This window comes from Streptomyces sp. NBC_01257 (genome assembly GCF_035917255.1).
Taxonomy (GTDB): domain Bacteria; phylum Actinomycetota; class Actinomycetes; order Streptomycetales; family Streptomycetaceae; genus Streptomyces.
Genome location: NZ_CP108472.1, coordinates 7,801,623 through 7,818,973, shown reverse-complemented (window position 1 = coordinate 7,818,973; position 17,351 = coordinate 7,801,623). Strand labels below are relative to the sequence as shown.

The 17,351-nt window shown below is 72.2% G+C and carries 14 protein-coding genes and 1 riboswitch; of the genes, 7 read left to right on the top strand and 7 right to left on the bottom strand.

Features of this window, described 5'->3' with window-relative positions:
* The first annotated feature begins 20 nt into the window (after nucleotides 1-20).
* Nucleotides 21-1,136 carry a polyprenyl synthetase family protein gene (locus OG408_RS34145; protein ID WP_266785277.1) on the top strand — a complete coding sequence of 372 codons (1,116 nt, stop codon included), beginning with the start codon at nucleotides 21-23 and terminating at the stop codon, nucleotides 1,134-1,136.
* 106 nt (nucleotides 1,137-1,242) lie between these two features.
* On the opposite strand, the gene OG408_RS34140 is transcribed toward OG408_RS34145, so the two are convergent.
* The 5 genes from OG408_RS34140 to OG408_RS34120 all read right to left on the bottom strand — a co-directional run bounded on the left by OG408_RS34140 (nucleotide 1,243) and on the right by OG408_RS34120 (nucleotide 7,750).
* Nucleotides 1,243-2,124 (bottom strand): TIGR03854 family LLM class F420-dependent oxidoreductase, encoded by an 882-nt coding sequence (locus tag OG408_RS34140; protein ID WP_326673590.1) that lies wholly within the window; start codon nucleotides 2,122-2,124, stop codon nucleotides 1,243-1,245.
* Between the two features lie 60 nt (nucleotides 2,125-2,184).
* Complete coding sequence (locus tag OG408_RS34135) at nucleotides 2,185-3,456, bottom strand: cytochrome P450 family protein (RefSeq protein ID WP_442806088.1); 1,272 nt, start codon at nucleotides 3,454-3,456, stop codon at nucleotides 2,185-2,187.
* Nucleotides 3,456-4,754: a cytochrome P450 gene (locus tag OG408_RS34130; RefSeq protein ID WP_326673589.1), complete on the bottom strand. Its 1,299-nt coding sequence runs from the start codon at nucleotides 4,752-4,754 to the stop codon at nucleotides 3,456-3,458. Before OG408_RS34130 ends, OG408_RS34135 begins: the two co-directional genes overlap by 1 nt.
* A gap of 225 nt (nucleotides 4,755-4,979) precedes the next feature.
* The gene (locus tag OG408_RS34125) at nucleotides 4,980-5,414 is read right to left on the bottom strand and encodes a hypothetical protein (protein ID WP_326673588.1); all 435 of its coding nucleotides are present in this window, start codon (nucleotides 5,412-5,414) and stop codon (nucleotides 4,980-4,982) included.
* Between the two features lie 47 nt (nucleotides 5,415-5,461).
* Nucleotides 5,462-5,571, bottom strand: a riboswitch (SAM riboswitch).
* 112 nt (nucleotides 5,572-5,683) lie between these two features.
* Nucleotides 5,684-7,750 carry a phosphocholine-specific phospholipase C gene (locus OG408_RS34120; RefSeq protein ID WP_326673587.1) on the bottom strand — a complete coding sequence of 689 codons (2,067 nt, stop codon included), beginning with the start codon at nucleotides 7,748-7,750 and terminating at the stop codon, nucleotides 5,684-5,686.
* Nucleotides 7,751-8,079: 329 nt separating this feature from the next.
* On the opposite strand from OG408_RS34120, the gene OG408_RS34115 reads away from it, so the two are divergent.
* The gene (locus tag OG408_RS34115) at nucleotides 8,080-8,934 is read left to right on the top strand and encodes a hypothetical protein (RefSeq protein WP_326673586.1); all 855 of its coding nucleotides are present in this window, start codon (nucleotides 8,080-8,082) and stop codon (nucleotides 8,932-8,934) included.
* A gap of 137 nt (nucleotides 8,935-9,071) precedes the next feature.
* Here OG408_RS34115 and OG408_RS34110 read toward each other — a convergent pair whose 3' ends face one another.
* On the bottom strand, nucleotides 9,072-10,094 hold the full coding sequence (locus OG408_RS34110; protein WP_405407107.1) for an alpha/beta fold hydrolase: 1,023 nt from the start codon (nucleotides 10,092-10,094) through the stop codon (nucleotides 9,072-9,074).
* Between the two features lie 283 nt (nucleotides 10,095-10,377).
* Here OG408_RS34110 and OG408_RS34105 point away from each other — a divergent pair, with 283 nt between their 5' ends.
* Both OG408_RS34105 and OG408_RS34100 read left to right on the top strand, forming a co-directional pair.
* The gene (locus OG408_RS34105; RefSeq protein ID WP_266785267.1) at nucleotides 10,378-10,857 is read left to right on the top strand and encodes a hypothetical protein; all 480 of its coding nucleotides are present in this window, start codon (nucleotides 10,378-10,380) and stop codon (nucleotides 10,855-10,857) included.
* A gap of 359 nt (nucleotides 10,858-11,216) precedes the next feature.
* On the top strand, nucleotides 11,217-13,001 hold the full coding sequence (locus tag OG408_RS34100) for an AAA family ATPase (protein WP_266785265.1): 1,785 nt from the start codon (nucleotides 11,217-11,219) through the stop codon (nucleotides 12,999-13,001).
* Between the two features lie 31 nt (nucleotides 13,002-13,032).
* Here OG408_RS34100 and OG408_RS34095 read toward each other — a convergent pair whose 3' ends face one another.
* The gene (locus tag OG408_RS34095) at nucleotides 13,033-13,854 is read right to left on the bottom strand and encodes a maleylpyruvate isomerase family mycothiol-dependent enzyme (protein ID WP_326674633.1); all 822 of its coding nucleotides are present in this window, start codon (nucleotides 13,852-13,854) and stop codon (nucleotides 13,033-13,035) included.
* A gap of 153 nt (nucleotides 13,855-14,007) precedes the next feature.
* Here OG408_RS34095 and OG408_RS34090 point away from each other — a divergent pair, with 153 nt between their 5' ends.
* The 3 genes from OG408_RS34090 (at nucleotide 14,008) to OG408_RS34080 (ending at nucleotide 17,337) form a co-directional block, all read left to right on the top strand.
* Nucleotides 14,008-14,742: a response regulator transcription factor gene (locus OG408_RS34090; protein WP_326673585.1), complete on the top strand. Its 735-nt coding sequence runs from the start codon at nucleotides 14,008-14,010 to the stop codon at nucleotides 14,740-14,742.
* Nucleotides 14,743-14,866: 124 nt separating this feature from the next.
* The gene (locus OG408_RS34085) at nucleotides 14,867-16,861 is read left to right on the top strand and encodes a sensor histidine kinase (RefSeq protein ID WP_326674632.1); all 1,995 of its coding nucleotides are present in this window, start codon (nucleotides 14,867-14,869) and stop codon (nucleotides 16,859-16,861) included.
* 125 nt (nucleotides 16,862-16,986) lie between these two features.
* On the top strand, nucleotides 16,987-17,337 hold the full coding sequence (locus tag OG408_RS34080) for a hypothetical protein (RefSeq protein ID WP_266785261.1): 351 nt from the start codon (nucleotides 16,987-16,989) through the stop codon (nucleotides 17,335-17,337).
* Nucleotides 17,338-17,351: the final 14 nt, after the last annotated feature.

The following is a 17,351-nucleotide window of genomic DNA, read 5'->3' as shown; positions in this document are numbered from 1 at the left end:
TCACGCCAGGAGAGCATCCGATGACACAGCAGTCCACCGGGGCCCCCGTGCGGCCCGCCGCCGAGGCGGCCGGGACGACGGACGTCCTGGCGACCCTCGCCCACTTCCGTGAACTGGTCACCCCGGCCCTGCGGGAGACCGTGCGCAGGCTTCCGCCGGAGATCGGCACCACGGTCGAGTTCACCCTCGGCTGGCGCGACGCCGACGGCAGTCCCCGCAGCGGCGGCAGCGGCAAGGGGCTGCGCCCCGCGCTCGCCATGCTGACCGCGCAGGCCGTGGGCGCCGCCCCGGAGTCGGCGGTCGCCGGCGCCCTCGCCGTCGAACTGGTGCACACCTTCTCGCTGGTGCACGACGACATCATCGACGGCGACGAACAGCGCAGACACCGTGACACGGTGTGGAAGGCGTACGGAGTCGGCACGGCCGTCCTCGCGGGCGACGCGCTGCTGGCGCTCGCGCTGGACGCCCTGTCCCGGGCGGCCTCGGGAGACACCGGCGCGGCGGCCATGAAGGCCCTCTCGACCGCTCTGGTGGAGCTGGTCAACGGCCAGGCCGAGGACGTCTCCTTCGAACTGCGGCCGTGGACGGGCCCGCAGGCCGTCACCGTCGCGCAGTACACGGCCATGGCGGGCCGCAAGACGGGCTCGCTGCTCGGCTGCGCGACCGGCCTCGGCGCGCTGCTCGGCGGGGCGGGCCCGGCCGCGGTGGCGGACCTGACCGCGATGGGGCGCCATCTGGGCCTGGCGTTCCAGGCGGTGGACGACCTGCTCGGGATCTGGGGCGACCCGTCGGTCACCGGCAAGCCGGTCTACAGCGACCTCCGGCAGCGCAAGAAGACCCTGCCGATCGTCTCGGTGCTCGCCGAGGACACCCCGGCCGCCCGCCGGCTGGTCGAGCTGCTGGCGGCCGCCCCCGGCACCCCGGACGGTCCGGAGGCCGACGGTGTGCGCTCCGAGGAGGACCTGCGCAAGGCCGCCGACCTGATCGAGGAGGCGGGCGGGCGCGCCCTCGCCGCCGACTCCGCGCAGCGCCATCTGTGCCGGGCACAGAGCCTCATCCACCGGACAGCGGTCGACGGTCCGGCCGCCGCCGCCCTGGCGGCACTGGGCGAGTTCGCCGTCCACCGCACCCACTGACCACCGGTCCGGGGGCCCGCCGTCCGGGGCCTCCGGTCCGGGGGCCGGCCGGGCGTACCCCGGACCTCACCGCCACGGACCGCACCGCAACGCAGGCCCCGGCAGGTCAGTTCTGCCGGGGCAGCAGCTCCGCCTCGAACCGGTCGAGGAAGGTGTCGAAGGGCTGGGACCCGGCGGAGTAGATCACGAATTTGGTGAGCCCGGCCTCGATGTGGGCGTCGAGCAGCCGGTGGAGGCCGGGCCAGTCCGTGGCGACGAGATCGCGCGGGTCGCTCTCCGGGTCGCGCCGGCGCATCGTCAGGGCGAGGTCATCCGGAATGCCGTCCTGGGCGAGGACGAGGCTGATCCCGAAGTGGTCGGGTTCGATCTCCCGCCCCGCCTGCGCCGCCGCGGCCTGAATCGTCTCCCGGGCGCGCCCGGCGGCCTCGGGCGTGAGGAAGGAGCCGAGCCACCCGTCCCCGTACCACCCGACCCTGCGCAGCCCCGCGGGCGCGCTGCCCCCGAGCCAGATGTCCAGGGGCCTGGCGGGCAGCGGCCCGATGCGCGCGGATCCGACCGTGTGGAACTCACCGTCGAATCCGGCGGCCTCCCCCCTGAGCGAGGCCCGCAGCAGCTCCAGCGACTCGTCGAACAGCGCCCCGCGCCGGCCCTCCGGTGCCGGGAACAGCTCACGCTCGCCGGGCCGGGCGGGCTGGAGCCCGAACACGGGAAGCACGCGCCGGGGCGACAGCGCGGCCAGGGAAGCCAGTTGCTTGGCGACCAGGACCGGGTGCCGCCCCGGGAGGACCGCGACGGACGTCCCGACCTTCAGCCGGCTGGTCCGCGACAGCGCGTGGGCCATGCCGATGAAGGGGTCGACCGCGTCGGAGTACACCTGCTCGGACAGCCACAGCGAATCGATCCCGGCGCCTTCGAGACGGTCGACGGTGCGGCTGAAGTCCGACAAGGACGGACCGGCTCCGAGCCCTACTCCGAAACGGATCTTCATGGCTCCCACGATACGCGCGGAGCACCCGCGCGCGGTGAACTGGCGGTCCGTCAGCCTGCCTCAGGCACCGAGCAGTACGGGAAAGGCCTCCATGTCGTTCTGCGTCATCACGGGCAGCTTGCGGATGTCCGCGTCCGGCACCGCGAGCCGCAGACCGGGGAAGCGCGCGAAGAGGGCGGGCAGGGCGATCCCCGCCTCGACCCGGGAGAGCGCCGCGCCGGGGCAGATGTGCGGTCCGTGGCCGAACGTCATGTGCCGGATCGGGGTGGCGCGGGTGATGTCGAACGCGTCCGCGTCCGGGCCGTGCTGCTCGGTGTCCCGGCCGATCACCCGGTAGGAGATGACGACACCTTCGCCCTTGGCGATGACCCCGTCACCGACCTGGATGTCCTCGGTGGCGAACCGCATCAGCAGATGGGTGGTCGGGGTGTCCCACCGCAGGGTCTCCTCGATCACGGTCTCCCAGGAGACCTCCCCGTCGAGGACCATCCGCAGCTGCTCGGGGTGGGACAGGAGGGCGCGCACGGCGTTGAGGATGAGCCCGATCGTGGTCTCGTGCCCGGCCGCGACCATCGCCTTCAGGTTGCCGACCACCTCTTCCTCGGTCAGCGGCTCGCCGCCCTCGTCGGCGAGGATCAGCGCGGACGTCAGGTCGTCGGTGGGCCGCGCGGTCTTCTCGCGTACGAGCCCGGCGTAGAAGACGTCCAGGTCGGCGAGGAGGGCCAGCCGCTCGTCCTGCGGCGTGAGCATGGAGAAGAAGGCCTTGTACTGACGGGTCAGCATGGCGTTCTCGGCGGGGTCCACGCCCATCAGCATGCCGACGACCCGCATGGGCAGCGGCTGCGCGAACACGGACTTCAGGTCGACGACGGCCCCGTCCCGCCCGCCCTCGGCGAGCGCGTCCAGCAGTTCCGAGGTGAACTTCTCGATGTCGGGGCGTATCGCCTCCAGGCGGCGGGGCGTGAGCGCCTGGGAGGTCTTGGTGCGGAGCCGGCGGTGCTCGGCACCGTCGACGGTGAACATCGACCGGCCGGCGTCGATCATCCCGATGAGCGGCCACGCGTGCGTCACCTCGCCGCTCTGCCACAGGCTCCAGGCGTCGAGGTCCTTCACCAGCCGCGGGTCGACGAGGAGCTGCCGGGCGTCGGCGTGCCGGGTGAGGGTCCAGGCGGGAACCCCGAGCAGCTCGATACGGGCCAGCGGCCCGGCGTCGCGCAGCCGTGCCGTCTCACCGTCGAGGTCCTGGACCATCGGGTCGATGACGACGACGGTCCCGCCGTCCTGAGCGGCGGCCTGGGCGGCTTCCTGGGCGGCGGCGTGAGGGCAGTTCACTAGAAGTCTCCTGTCGTGCGAACGGGGGTGAACCGGACGGGGAGCGAGGTGGTGCCCCGCAGAAAGGCGGAGGGCCGCCGTACGAGGTCCTGGACGGCGACGCCGAGCTGGAGGTCGGGCAGCCGGTCGAGCAGCACCTCGATGCCGGTACGGGCGATGATCTCGGCGATCTCCTGGGCGGCGAACGGGCACCGGTACTCGCCGTGGCTGAAGGCCAGGTGCGCGCCGTTGCCGCCCTGGGCCGGGGCGCCGCTGCCGGACATGCTCTGCCGGATCAGCGGATCGGTGTTGGCGGCGCCGAGCCCGAGCAGCAGCATGTCGCCTGCCTTGACCCGCTGTCCGCCGAGCTGGGTGTCCCGTACGGCCCAGCGGCCGGAGAGGATCTGGGTGGGCGTGTCCTCCCAGAGCACCTCGTTCATGGCCTCGCCGATGCTGCGCCGGCCGCGGGCCATGGAGTCGGCGAACTCGTCCTCGGTGAGCATCAGCCGCAGGGAGTTGCTGATCCAGTCGGCGGTGGTGAGGTGCCCGGCGGCCGTGATGGCCATCAGGTCGAGCATGTACTCCTCGTCGGTGAACACCTCGGGGAACGCGAGCATGCGGGAGGTCACGTCGTCCCCCGGCACGGCCCGCTTCGCGGCCACCAGCCGCGCCATGTGCTCCCCGAACCGCAGATGGGCGCTCTGCGCACCCGGTCCGCCGTCGGCGAGGTCCCTCAACACCTGGGCGATGTCGGCGCCTTCGTCGTCGGGGAAGCCGACGAGGCGGGCGAGGACGAGGACGGGCAGGGGTTCACAGAAGTCGGAGACGAGGTCGGCGGTCCCCCTGCTGCACACGTCGTCGATCAGACGGTCCGCCAACTCCTCGCAGTGGCGCCGGATCTCGAACGGATCGGCGCCTTCGAGGGCCGGCCCCACCATGCGCGCGTGCCGCCGGTGCTCCTCCCCCGCACTGAAGTAGATGGACGGCAGGGGCCGCCCCACCATCGGCAGCAGCGGCCAGTCGTCGGGGATGTGCGGCCACTGGTTCCACAGACCGACGTCGCGGGGGAACAGCTCGCCGTCGCTGGTGACTTGGTGGAGCTCGCGGTACCCGATGACCAGCCAGGCGGGGAACCCGCCGGGCAGTTCCACCGGGACGACGGGCCCGTGATCCCGCCGCATGCCGCGGTAGACGGCCTGCGGCTCGGTCTGGAAGCCGGGCCCGCTGAGCGGCACGGCTCCGGAGGCGGCGTGCGCCGGACAGCCGGGAGGAGGAGACGGAGAGGGCGGCGCGGGCTCTGTGGAAGAAGGGCGCGTCATGAGTCCTGACTCCTGTGGCGACAGCTGCACGCGTCATGATCATGCGATCAACGCATGTTCACTATAAGGATTTTGTGTGACGCCGGACCGGTCAACAGCGATCAATTTCGCGCCTTGAACGCAACAACCGGGCGACAACTCCCCACATTTGCAGAGCATCACGAAGTACCGCCCGGCACGATGCGCGCGGGCGGTACGGGACGGGCGAGTCGGACAGCCAAGGCCCTAGGCCAGGGAGGAGCGCTCCCCGGCACGGACGCCCTCGCAGAGGTCCCCGCCCTCCAGGCCGACGTTCACCAGCCCGGCAGCACCCCGGGTTCCCCCACCGGCACCGCCGCTGTCGCCGTCGCCGTGCACGAGCTTCAGCGCATGCCAGCGCGGCAGCCAGTACACGCGCCCGCGGTGAGCCGCGAGAGTCTCCCGCAGTGCGCCGGGGGCATGCGTCCAGACGGCGGGAAGGTCGTTCGCGTAGTCGAAGGCGGGACGGAGTTCGACCCATCCGTCGTCGCGGACATCACCGGCGGTGAGCAGGATCTCGACGGCCTGCCCCGGCTCCTGGCGGCACTTCTTCGCATGGATCCAGTGCACGCGGTGACCCGCGGCGTAGCGGGAGCAGTCGTCGCTCCGCACGGAGTCGTTCTGGGTGAGATGACGCAGCATGGTGGGATTCGCCTTCCGGGACGAGGACCCCGGGTGTCCTGCACCGCGGTCCGCTGTTCCCCGCACCCTGCGCACGGGGCAGGTCGTCACCCGGAGCACCCGCAGCGGAGCGGGGTGCCGTCCAGCAAGCCGGGGCTGCGCGCTGGAACTCATGACCCGACGAAAACTCTAACCCACGCAAACCGCACGACCCGACGGGTGGTCAGGAGCGTTGCGGCACCCCCTCGGGTGTCGCGACGCTCCCGCCCCACCGCCGGACCGTCGGCCACTCACCCGGTGACGAGACCCGGGTCGCTCGTACCGGCTTCGCCGGTCTCGACGTGTCCGGCGAAGCGCCGCAGGAAGGCGGTGTCCGCGTCGGAGGTGACGGCGATGTCGTACCAGCGCTTGCTTTCCCGCAGGTCGAGGACGTGCTTCACGGTCGCGCCCGCCCGCACGGTGAAGGTCTCCGCGCCGCTTCCGTACCCGGCGGCACGGCGAACGGTCAGGTGCACGCTCGCGGACCCGCCATTGAAGAGGGTGAGTTCGAGCCCACCGGTCGCGGCGACATGACGGGCCGTCACCTCAGGTCCGGCCACCTTCCCGGCGGACCTGAAGGCACGCAGGAACCCGTTGGGGCCATGGACGGTGAGATCGGTCACGCCGTTGGAGTAGAGCGTGTTCCAGCTGTCCGAGAGCGACGCGCCGGCCCCGGCGGTGTAGGTCCAGGGCCCGTCGGTGCGGTTCGCGGAGGTCACCAGGAACTGCGCCCCGGCCGCGGCCCCGCCGCTGAAGGTGAGGCGGTACTTGCCGGTGGCCGGGTCGGCGGCCCCGTCCACGAAGGGCGCGTAGCGCAGCGGCCGGGTGGGACGGGCGCCCTTCTCCTGTTTGGGCACGCTGCCGGTGGCGGGCGGTGCGGGCACGTAGTCGGGGTGGCGGCCGCGGTCCGGGGGCTCATAGGCGTCGGTCGACGGCAGCGGGGCGTCCGAGGTGTCCGTACGGCCGAAGTCGAAGGCGGAGGTGAGATCGCCGCAGACGGCGCGGCGCCAGGGTGAGATGTTCGGCTCGTGCACGCCGAAGCGCTCTTCCATGAACCGGATGACGGAGGTGTGGTCGAAGACCTCGGAACAGGCGAAGCCGCCGGTGCTCCACGGCGAGACGACGAGCATGGGCACGCGCTGCCCGAGTCCGTACGGCCCGGCCGCGTACCGGATGTCGCCCGGGAAGTAGTCGGCGGCGGTGTCCACGGTGGACAGCCCCTGGCCGGGCCCCGAGGGCACGAAGGGCGGCACGACGTGGTCGAAGAAGCCGTCGTTCTCGTCGTAGGTGATGAAGAGGGCGGTCCTGCCCCACACCTCGGGATCGGAGGTCAGCGCGTCGAGGACCTGCGAGATGTACCAGGCGCCGTAGTTGGCGGGCCAGTTGGGATGCTCGCTGTAGGCCTCCGGAGCGACGATCCAGGACACCTTGGGCAGCGTCCCGGCCCGGACGTCGGCCTTCAGGTCGTCGAGGAGCCCGCCGGCGCTCTTGATGTCGGTACCGGTGCGCGCCTTGTCGAAGAGCGGATCACCGGGCTCGGCACCGCGGTAACTGTTGAAGTAGAGAAGCGAGTTGTCCCCGTACGTCCCCCGGTAGGCGTCGTCGATCCACCCCCAGGACCCGGCGGCGTCGAGCCCGTCGCCGATGTCCTGGTAGACCCTCCACGACACCCCGGCCTGCTCCAGCCGCTCGGGATAGGTGGTCCAGCCGTACCCGGCCTCGTCATTGCCGAGCACGGGACCGCCACCGGTGCGGTCGTTCCCCGTGTACCCGCTCCAGAGGTAGTAGCGGTTCGGGTCGGTCGACCCGATGAACGAGCAGTGGTACGCGTCGCAGACGGTGAAGGCGTCGGCGAGCGCGTAGTGGAACGGAATGTCCTCACGCGTGAGGTGGGCCATCGTCGTCGCGGTCTTGGCGGGCACCCACTGGTCGTACGCACCCTTGTTGAACGCGCGGTGACCGCCGGCCCAGTCGTGGTTCAGGTCCTGGAGGAACTGCATCCCGAGCTTGTCGGCGGGCGGCCTGAACGGCAGCACCTCCTTGCCGAGCAGGTCCTTCTGATGCCAGACCGGCTTTCCGCTCGGAAGCGTGACCGGCCGGGGGTCGCCGTAGCCGCGGACACCCTTCATGGTGCCGAAGTAGTGATCGAAGGATCGATTCTCCTGCATCAGGACGACGATGTGCTCGACGTCCTGGAGCGTGCCGGTACGGCCCCGGGCGGGGAGGGACGAGGCACGGGCGATGCTGCCGGAGAGCGCGGTGAAGGCGGCTGCGCCTCCGGCGAGTTGCAGGAGGCGACGACGGTTGAGTTCTGCCATGGGTGGGGGCCTCTGTGGGGTGAGGGGACGTGCGGGCGAAAGCGACTGGAGTGTTCCAGAATCGGCAGGCCCGGGGGAAGACCCGCGCGGTGTGCACATGGTGGTATTCGGGGGAACAGCCGGCAACGGAATGGATTGCCGCACTCATGCGAACACTTCCGACCGCACGGACGGGTAAACGCTGCGGCACCCTCTCCGCACCCCGCGTCCTGCCGGAACCGGGAAGGCCCGGGAGCGCGGAACTGCCGACTCCCGTTCTTGCAGGTGACGGGCCACGGGGCACACGCTGAGCCGGCACGCGCACTGCCGACAGGACGCGGGGACCCCGAGTGAGACACGTACCCTTCATCCGCTGGGTGTTGACACTCGGCGTGCTGCTGATCGGCTGCTCGGCAGCCGTCTATACGACCGCACCGGAGATGCCCGAGCTCAGGCAGGTCGATCTGACCGTGCTCGAAGAGGCACCGGACGGGGCCTGCACGGTCCGCTGGAAGGACCCGTTCGACCAGCGCCGGCACGAGGCCCCGTATCGGTGCGACACCACACGCGACCCGGTCCTGAAGGCGCCGAACCACGACCTGAGGACAGGTCACGGCTGGGACACCGGCTTCGTGGTCGCCGAGGGCGGGGCCAGGGGCGAGCTGTACTCGCTGAGCGAGGACGACGAGGCCGCCGGTCGGATCGGCCTCTCCGACACGCTGACGGTCATCGGGCTGCTGCTGACGATCACCGGCCTGGTCGGCGGGAACATCCGTGCGGTGCCGCGACTGCGCGGCGTCGATCCGGACGTCGTCCGCCGGGCGTGGGATCTGGCCCACGCGGCCGACCTGGTGGCCGAGGACTACGAGAAGGCGCTGGCCGCGGTCCGCGGGCCGAACGGCCTGGGACCCGCTGCATCAGGAGCGGGTGCGAGCTGGCAGCCCGGCTGGAACTCCTGCTCACCGAGGCGCCCGCCGCCACCGGCTGCGCGCGAATGCCGCAAGCCGGCCCGGAACAACGCCGCCGGACGCGGGCCGCACTGGCCGAGCTCCGCCACCTGCTGGACGCGGCGGACCGGAACTCCGTCGCCGAAGAGTTCCGCCAGACCTCGGCCGACCTGCTCCGCGGACCGGACACCGAGCGGGACGCGATGTCCGCCTGGCTGGACTTCGCGTCCCGTTCCGATGCGTACTACCGCCTGCTGACGGAGGTCACGAGCGGCGCGGTGAATCGGCGCGGCCGCTCTCCCGTACCGGGACTCCGGAAGCAAGCGCGGTGAGCGGCACCCCAACAGGACAGCCGGAACAGGTCACATCACCTGAGGCCGCGGCCCGCCGCCGTCTCAGGTGGCGCTGCGCTCGCTCGCCTCGCGGAGGTCGCGTTCGACCGTGCGGTCGTGGGCGGCTCCCGGCTCGCCCGGGGGCCTGACGGGGCGGCCCGTGCGCAGGAGTTCGCGCCAGCGCTCGGGGCTCCAGTTCGCCGGAGTCGTGGTGTCCATGAAGTGCTCGACCAGAGCGCAGAAGCGGGCCGGGTCCGCGTGGAAGGGGAAGTGCCCGGCGCCGTCGAAGATCTCCAGGCGGCTGCCCGGCATCGCCGCGTGGGCTCCATGGGCGTGGCGTACCGGCACGACGCTGTCGCGGGAGCCCCAGAGGAGCAGCGTGGGCATGCCTTCGGTGAGGTAGCAGCGGTCGAGCATGGTGACGACCTGGCCCCGCCAGTCGACCACCGAGCGCAGGGTGCTGATGAACGCGGAGCGGGACGTGGCGTCGGGCAGGGCGTCCACGACGTTCAGCAACTCCGCCGCGTCCTGGCCCAGATCGGTGTCCAGCAGCTTCATCAGTGCGGTGAAGAGGCCGACTTGGGTGCGCATACCGGGCAGCCGGAGGGTGGAGAGCATGAGGTCCGCGCCGGGCAGGGACACCGCGCGCAGGACCGGAGTGACCTCGCGGCCCACACCGCCCGCGCTGACCAGGATGAGGCGGTCCGTGCGCTCCGGGAACTGGTAGGCGAACTGCATGGCCACCCCACCGCCCAGCGAGTGGCCGACCAGCGTGGCGCGCTCGATGCCGAGGACGCCCAGGAGGTCCCGCATCCCGTTCGCGTACCCGGCCACCGAGTAGTCGGCCCGCGGTTTGTCGGAGTCACCGTGGCCGAGCAGGTCGGGTGCGATGACGGTGTGGTTGCGGGCCAGCTCGGGAATGAGGTCCGACCATGTGGCGGAGGAGTCGCCGATGCCGTGGATCAGGAGGATCGCGGGACCCTCGCCGGCGATGCGGTAGGCCCTGCGGTAGCCGTGCACCGTGTGGTGGCTGAGCCGGACCGTCACCTCAGGCACCGATTGCAGCGGGTTCGTGTGCGGCGGCAGGTGCGGTACGGACTGGGTGGAGCGGGTCACGAGATCGCCTCCCGTCTTCACTGGCTCATCGTCCGAGCGTAGGACCTCCGAGGTCACCGGGCATTTCCGCGAGGTTTCCGGCAGCACGCACGACGGCCCGGGGTGGGGGTCGCACCCCAGTCCCCCCTAGTGCTTCCTGGGGGACAACCCCCAGGAAGGTCGGGGGAAAACCGGGTCGTCGGGAGGACGCCGGGTCCGTAGGTTCTGGAGTGGAATATGCACACCGCTCCACACAGCCTTCGGAGGCCCTCTCGTGACCGCCCCTTCACTCCAGCAGACGCGCACGCTTCACCCGGCCCTGGCGGCCTTCGTGCGCTTTGTGATCTGTGGTGGCGGGGTCGGGGTTGCGTCCAGTGGCGTTCTGGTCCTCCTCCACGACCGGATACCGCTGGCCGTCGCCAATGCGCTCGTCACCGTCGTGTCCACCGTGATCGCGACCGAGCTGCACAGCCGGGTCTCGTTCCGCAGCGGACGCCGGGGGTGGGGCGTCCACCTCCAGTCCGGCCTGACCGTCGCCGTCAGCTACGCCTTCACGACCGGGGCGCTGCTCTGCCTGTACGCGGTCCGGTCCGAGCCTTCGACGCTCGTCCAGCAGAGCGTCTATCTGTCGGCGTCGGCCCTCGCCGGGGTCGGGCGGTTCGCGCTGCTGCGGGTGGTCGTCTTCGGGGAGCGCGGGGCGGGCGGCGCACGTGAGGCGTCGCTCGGCAAGGCGTCCGTGGCCATGGCGGCCTGAGTACGGCGCGGGCGCCGGCCGGTCCGTGATCCGTGTGCCCGGGTCGTCCCGCTAGGCCGTCCTCCCGCACGGCGACGGCTTCGGCGTGGGCGCGGACCGACGGGCGGTAGTGGTACCGGACGGCGTTGCCGGCCGTGGTGCGCCGCTCCAGGAGCAGAGCCGCGACGGGTGCGCGGCGGTCACACGTCAGGCACGCGCTGCACCGAGGTTGGTTATCCTGACCCACGTTCCAGGTGATCACGGTGGGCCCCGTCGGCCGCCGACGCGGGCCGCGCGCCCGTCGAGGGGAGAGTCACGTGCAGGGTCCAGCCGCGAGCCGGGGGTCGGTCAGGAAGGCCGAACAGGCGTGGAACCAGGCGATGACACTCCTGCAGCGCGGGGACAACGCGGGGGCCGGGGCGCAGTTCGCACTCGCCACCACGCATGATCCGGCCGCCGCCGACGCCTGGCTGGGGCTGCATGCGACCGGGCAGCGGCAGCAGGAGGCGCTGGATGCCATGCTCCGGAACTCCGGGGCCTTCGGCGCGCTGCGCTCGAAGTTCGGGCTGCGCCTCCAGTCCAGGTTCCAGATCGGCCACTACGTCACCTTCCGGCTGGAGAACGCGCGCGACCTGTGGCTGGCCGCCATGTCGTCGCTGCTGGACAACAAGCGGACCGACGAGGCCTGGGCCGGACTGTCGACCGCGCAACTCGACTGCGACGAGACGCGGTTCGTCTGCACGAGGTACGCGTTCGTGAAGGAGGACTGGGCCCTCGTCCTGCGGTTCGCGACCGGGATCGGTGACGCGTTCCTGTACGACGAGGCTCAGTTGTACGTCGGCGCTTCACTCTTCGCCCAGGGCGTCTACCACGAGGCACTGAGCGTCCTGACCCCGCTGCCGAAGAAGCTGGAGACCGGCTCCCGCTTCGACGCCGAGATCAAGTACTTCATGGGGCGGTCGCTGGAGGAACTCGGGCAGAGGGAGGAGGCGCTGAAGCGGTATCAGTACGCCTTCCGGTGTGCGCCGGGACTCTTCGACGTCGACCTGCGCGCCCAGGCACGGCCGTCCTCCAACCCGGCAGCCCCGGCTCCCACCGCTGCCGATCTGGCGTCGCCGAGGCCGACGGCACAGCCCGACGCGCCCTCACCCACCGTCCCGCGCCCGGCCTCGCCCCCGGCGCCCACCACCGCCCCGGTGCCCGCCCCTGCCGGGACCCGCTCCCCTCAGGGCGGCGGCACGGGCAGCGTGGCCGAGGCCGAAACCGACGGGCCGTCCGCCGAGGAACGGGCCAGGTTGCTCGCCGAGGCGCAGAAGTCGCTCGACGGCATGATCGGTCTCGAACCCGTGAAGCGTCAGGTGCTCACGCTCATCGCCCAGTTGCGGATGGCTGCGCTGCGTGAGGAGCAGGGGCTCCCCGGCGGGGCCCGGCCCCGCCACTTCGTCTTCGCCGGTCCGCCCGGCACCGGGAAGACGACCGTCGCCCGCATCATCGGCAAGGTCTTCGCCGGGCTCGGGCTGCTGAGCTCGGGGCATGTGATCGAGGCCCAGCGCGTCGACCTGGTCGGGCAGCACCTCGGTTCGACGGCCATCAAGACCAGCAAGGTCATCGACTCGGCGCTCAACGGGGTGCTGTTCATCGACGAGGCGTACGCCCTGTCCAACAGCGGGTACAGCGGCGGCGACGCGTTCGGCGACGAGGCGTTGCAGGTGCTCCTGAAGCGGGCCGAGGACGACCGGGACCGGCTCGTGGTCGTCCTCGCCGGCTACCGCGACGAGATGGCAGGCCTCCTCGCCGCCAACCCGGGGCTGGTGTCCCGCTTCACCACCCGGGTCGACTTCCCCTCCTACTCCGCGCAGGAACTGGTCCTCATCGCCCGCTCCGTGCTGGCCTCCCAGGGCGACGAGCCGGACGACGGAGCTGTCGGGGTCCTCGGGTCCTTCTGCGCCGCGATCGTGGACGGCGGCATGGCCGACACCGTGGGCAATGCCCGCTTCGCGCGCGAGCTCTGCCAGAAGGCCGCCGCGCAGCGGGACCTGCGGCTGTACGCCAAGCACATCGCCAGTACCCCGACGCGCGAGGAGATCGTGACCGTCCTCGCCGAGGACGTGGTGGCAGCGCACGAGGAGCTCATGGAGTCCCACGGGAACGGAAGCGGCGAGTAGCCGGGCGCGCCTCGTGCGCGGCCACCACGTCTCAGGGTGCCTTGAAGTACGCGGGGAACCTCGGCCCCAGCCACGGCTTGCGGCCCCACGCGAAGACCCGTCCCCGGGCCATCGCGCCCACCGGTGAGCAGCGCCCCAGCGCCATCAGCAGGAACGTGACCGGCTCGATGGAGATCGTGCAGTCCGGGCGGTCCGGCAGGGCGTGGCCCACGGCCGCCGTGCCGTCGGTGAACGTCACCCCGAACTGTCCGCCGCCCCACAGCCGTACCGCGTAACGGGCGTTGAGCCCCGCCGTCGTCGCGGCGTCGGTCACCCGGGGCATCGCCTCGACCATGAACGGGAGAGCCAGCGCGACCCGGGCCCGGTCGACCATGTGCGGGCGCTTCAGCGCGCGGGCCAGGTCGTAGCCGTGGCCCAGCATGTGCGTCAGGAGGTACGAGCCGAGGACCACCCGGTTCATCGGTCCCATCGGCGTCATCAGCGTCTCGTCCGCGGGGTGCCCGGTCGCCGCGTCCAGGTATGCGGCGGCCTGCGCGACGATGACGGCGGCCAGGGGTCCGGCCGCACGCTCGCCGTATGCGGCGAGGGCCCGTTCGTTGGCCTCGGCGATGCCCTGCGGGGTGCCGTCGCCGTGCCGGTGCGTGCGCCCTGCCGCCACCTCGGCCATCAGCGCGTTGGCCTGCGCCAGGTGCGCGGCAACCTCACCCACCGTCCAGGTCAGTCCCGGCACCGGGGCGCCGGTGTCGGGGGCGCCGCGCAGCAGCTCAGCGATGTCCTCGGCCGTCGTACGTATCGCATCGGCCAGCCCCTCGGGCAGCACACCACGCACCTCCTGCCCTGCTGCTGACTCCACCCCGCCACCGTCCCCGTCCTCGTACACGTCGTCGTGGAGCGTCGCCCGCGCGTCCGCCACCACCCCTGTTACCTGCGGGTACAGCAGAGCAGTTCCCCGTGCTCCCGGCAAGAGGTCGACGCCCGCCGTTCGAACCCCTCTACGATCGAGCGCGTGTGCGCAAACGTGATCATCGCCGAGGACGACGAGAAACAGGCGGAACTCCTCCGCCGCTACCTCGAACGGGAGGGGCATGCCGTCACCGTCGTCGGCGACGGCCTCGCGGCTCTCGACGCGGTCCGGCAGGGAGAGCCCGACCTGCTGGTCCTCGACGTGATGATGCCGCGGGCCGACGGTCTGGACGTCGTACGGGTCCTGCGCGCCGAGTGCCGGGAGCTGCCGGTGCTGATGCTGACGGCCCGTACCACCGAGGACGATCTGCTGCTCGGGCTGGACCTCGGCGCGGACGACTACGTGACCAAGCCGTACAGCCCGCGCGAGCTGATGGCCCGGGTGCGCACGCTGCTGCGCCGCAACCGGCGCGGCTCCGGCGGCGACGGCAGCGGTCCGGCCGACGCCGCCGTCCTGGCGGTGGGGACTCTGGTGGTCGATCCCGCCCGGCACGTGGTGTCGGTCGACGGCCGGGCCGTGGACTGCACACCGGGCGAGTTCAGGATTCTGGCCGCACTCGCCGGCGAGCCCGACCGGGTCTTCTCCCGGCAGCAACTGCTGGCGGAGCTGCACGGTTTCGACCGCTACATCAGTGACCGCACGGTCGACGTGCACGTGATGAATCTGCGCAAGAAGATCGAGCCCGCGCCGCGCCGGCCCGCCCGGCTGCTCACCGTGTTCGGTGTCGGCTACAAGCTGACCGACCCGGCGAAGGCGGCGGCCCGTGCGTCGTCGTAGCGCAGGGCGTCCGGACGGACGAGCGGACACCGCCGTCCCGGACCCGGCATCGGTGTCGGCAACGGCACCGGTGCGGCGCTCGCGGCTGCCGTTGCGCAGGAGTCTGTTCGCCCGGCTGCTGGCCGTGTCCGCGCTGGTGGCGGCCTGTTCGGTCGCGGCCACGGCCTGGATAGCCGTCCAGACGACGTCCGGCGCGATCCTCCAGGAGCAGGGGCAGAACCTGACCGCCGATGCCCGGATCTACCACAGCCTGCTCGGTTACGCGGCGGCTCATCCCGCCTGGGACGGCGTCGGGAAGACGGTGCGGGACCTGGCCGAGCAGTCCGGGCGGCGGATCGTGCTGACCACCGAACAGCGCGCCCCGCTCGCCGATTCGGCCGCGCCCGAGCCCGCGACGGCGCTGCCTGCCCAGGCGTCGGCGGTCGTGGACCCGCTGGCCGTGGACACCGCGCTCGCCGCCGAGAACGCGGGCCCGTCCGGCTCCGGCACCCCGGCGGACCGGGTCGATCCACGTGCGGTCGGCCCCTTCCGGCTGCCCGCCGCGGAACGTACGGCGCTCCGGCAGATCGCGGACCGGGGCGTCGCCTGCCTCGGCGAGTCCGGAATCGCATCGGACGTGGTGCGGACCGCGAGCGGGCGGCCGGTGATCCAGGTGGTGGGCAACGACCCCGAACGACTGGAGGGGACCCGCTGCGCCACCGACGCCCTCGACACCCCGACGGCCACGGAGAAGAAAGCCCTGAAGTCGCTCAACCAACTGGCCGACGCGTGTCTGAAGCGCCAGGACCGCCCGTCCGTACGGCTGAAGCTCGATCTGTCCTGGGGACAGGCATCGGAGCCCAGGCCCACGGCGCTGGTGCCCACCACCCAGCCGAGTGCGATGCCCAGCCCCGTACCCACGGACGCCCCCGCCTCCGAACCGGCACCGGCGCGCAGGGCCACCCCGACCGACGCCCCGAGCGTCATGCCGGGCACGGACGCCTCACCGGCCGTCGGCAGCAGCGAGGACGACCGGGCCATCGCCTCCTGCGTGGGTACGGCCCGCCGCGAGCAGCTCAGTTCCTACGTCGCCTCGCCCGCGCTCCTGTTCATCAGCGACACCGGCGGCACCACCGTCCCCGGGTTCGACCTGTCCCCGGGCAACACCGCCAGGATCGCGGGCGCCGCCGCGCTCGTCCTGGCGCTCACCGTCGGCGCCTCGGTGCTCGTCGGCGCCCGGCTCGTCCGCCCGCTGCGCGCCCTGACGGGCGCCGCCCAGCGCATGCGCGACGGCGAGGACACCGCGCCGGTGCTGGTCACCGCGGACAACGAGATCGGGCGCCTCGCCGCCACGTTCAACGACATGTCCGCCCACCGCGCCCGTCTGGAGGCCCAGCGCAAGGCCATGGTCAGCGATGTCGCCCATGAGCTGCGCACCCCGCTCAGCAACATCCGCGGCTGGCTGGAGGCCGCACAGGACGGGGTGGCCGAACCCGACCCGGCGTTCATCGCCTCCCTGCACGAGGAGGCCGTGCAGTTGCAGCACATCATCGACGACCTCCAGGACCTCGCCCAGGCGGACGCCGGCGCCCTGCGGCTGCATACCGAACCGGTACGGACCGAGGAGTTGCTGGCCCAGGTCGCCGCCGCGCACCAGGCCCGCGCCGAAACGGCCGGGGTGACGCTGACGGTGCTGCCGTCGCCGCCGGACCGCCCGGTGCCGGAGCTGACGGCCGACCCGGTCCGGCTGCGGCAGGCCATCGGCAATCTGGTGTCGAACGCGGTCCGCCACACCCCGTCCGGAGGCACGGTCGCCCTGCGCGCGTACGGCTCCGGGGCGGGGGACGCGGTCCTCGTGGACGTGTCGGACACGGGCACCGGCATCCCGGCCGAGGACCTCGCGCACGTCTTCGACCGCTTCTGGCGCGGCGAGAAGTCCCGCAGCCGCCGCACCGGAGGCAGCGGGCTCGGGCTGGCGATCGTCCGGAAACTCACGGAGGCACACGGCGGCAGCGCGACGGCGGTGAGCGTGCCGGGAGAGGGCTCGGTGTTCACCCTGCGCCTGCCTGCAGACCGTCCGGGGGACAACCCCGCGAACGGTTCCACCGACGGTCCCCCGGACCGTTCCGAGCAGCCCTGATGCGATGACCACAGCGTCCTGACAGCTTCTTCATAACTTCGCGTCAGCCTGTCGGCACGCCTCGCGCCGCAGTGCACCCCCGCACTGCGGCGCCGTCGAGGCCGACCTGGAACGGAGCCGTCTTCATGTCCCTGCGTACGTCCTTGCGTACCGCCGTCCTCACCGCTGTCGCGGTCGGCGCTGTCTGCGTACCCGCCACCGCGGCCTTCGCCGACTCCTCGCCCAAGCCCACGACCGCCCCCTCGGCGGCGCCCGCCGCGCCGAGCGACGAGCCCTCCCCCGCCGTCACCCGGGCACCCTCCGCCGCCACTCCGTCCGCGGTGCCGCGCGGGGGCGTGGCCGCGGGTGAGGAGCCGACCGGTTCGTCGGACGACAACACCGCCGCCCTCACGGGTTCCGCCGTGGCCGCACTGCTGGTCGCGGGCGCCGGAACGGTCGTGCTGCGCCGCCGCCACACCGGCCGCCGCAACGGCTGACCCCGTCCGGTAGC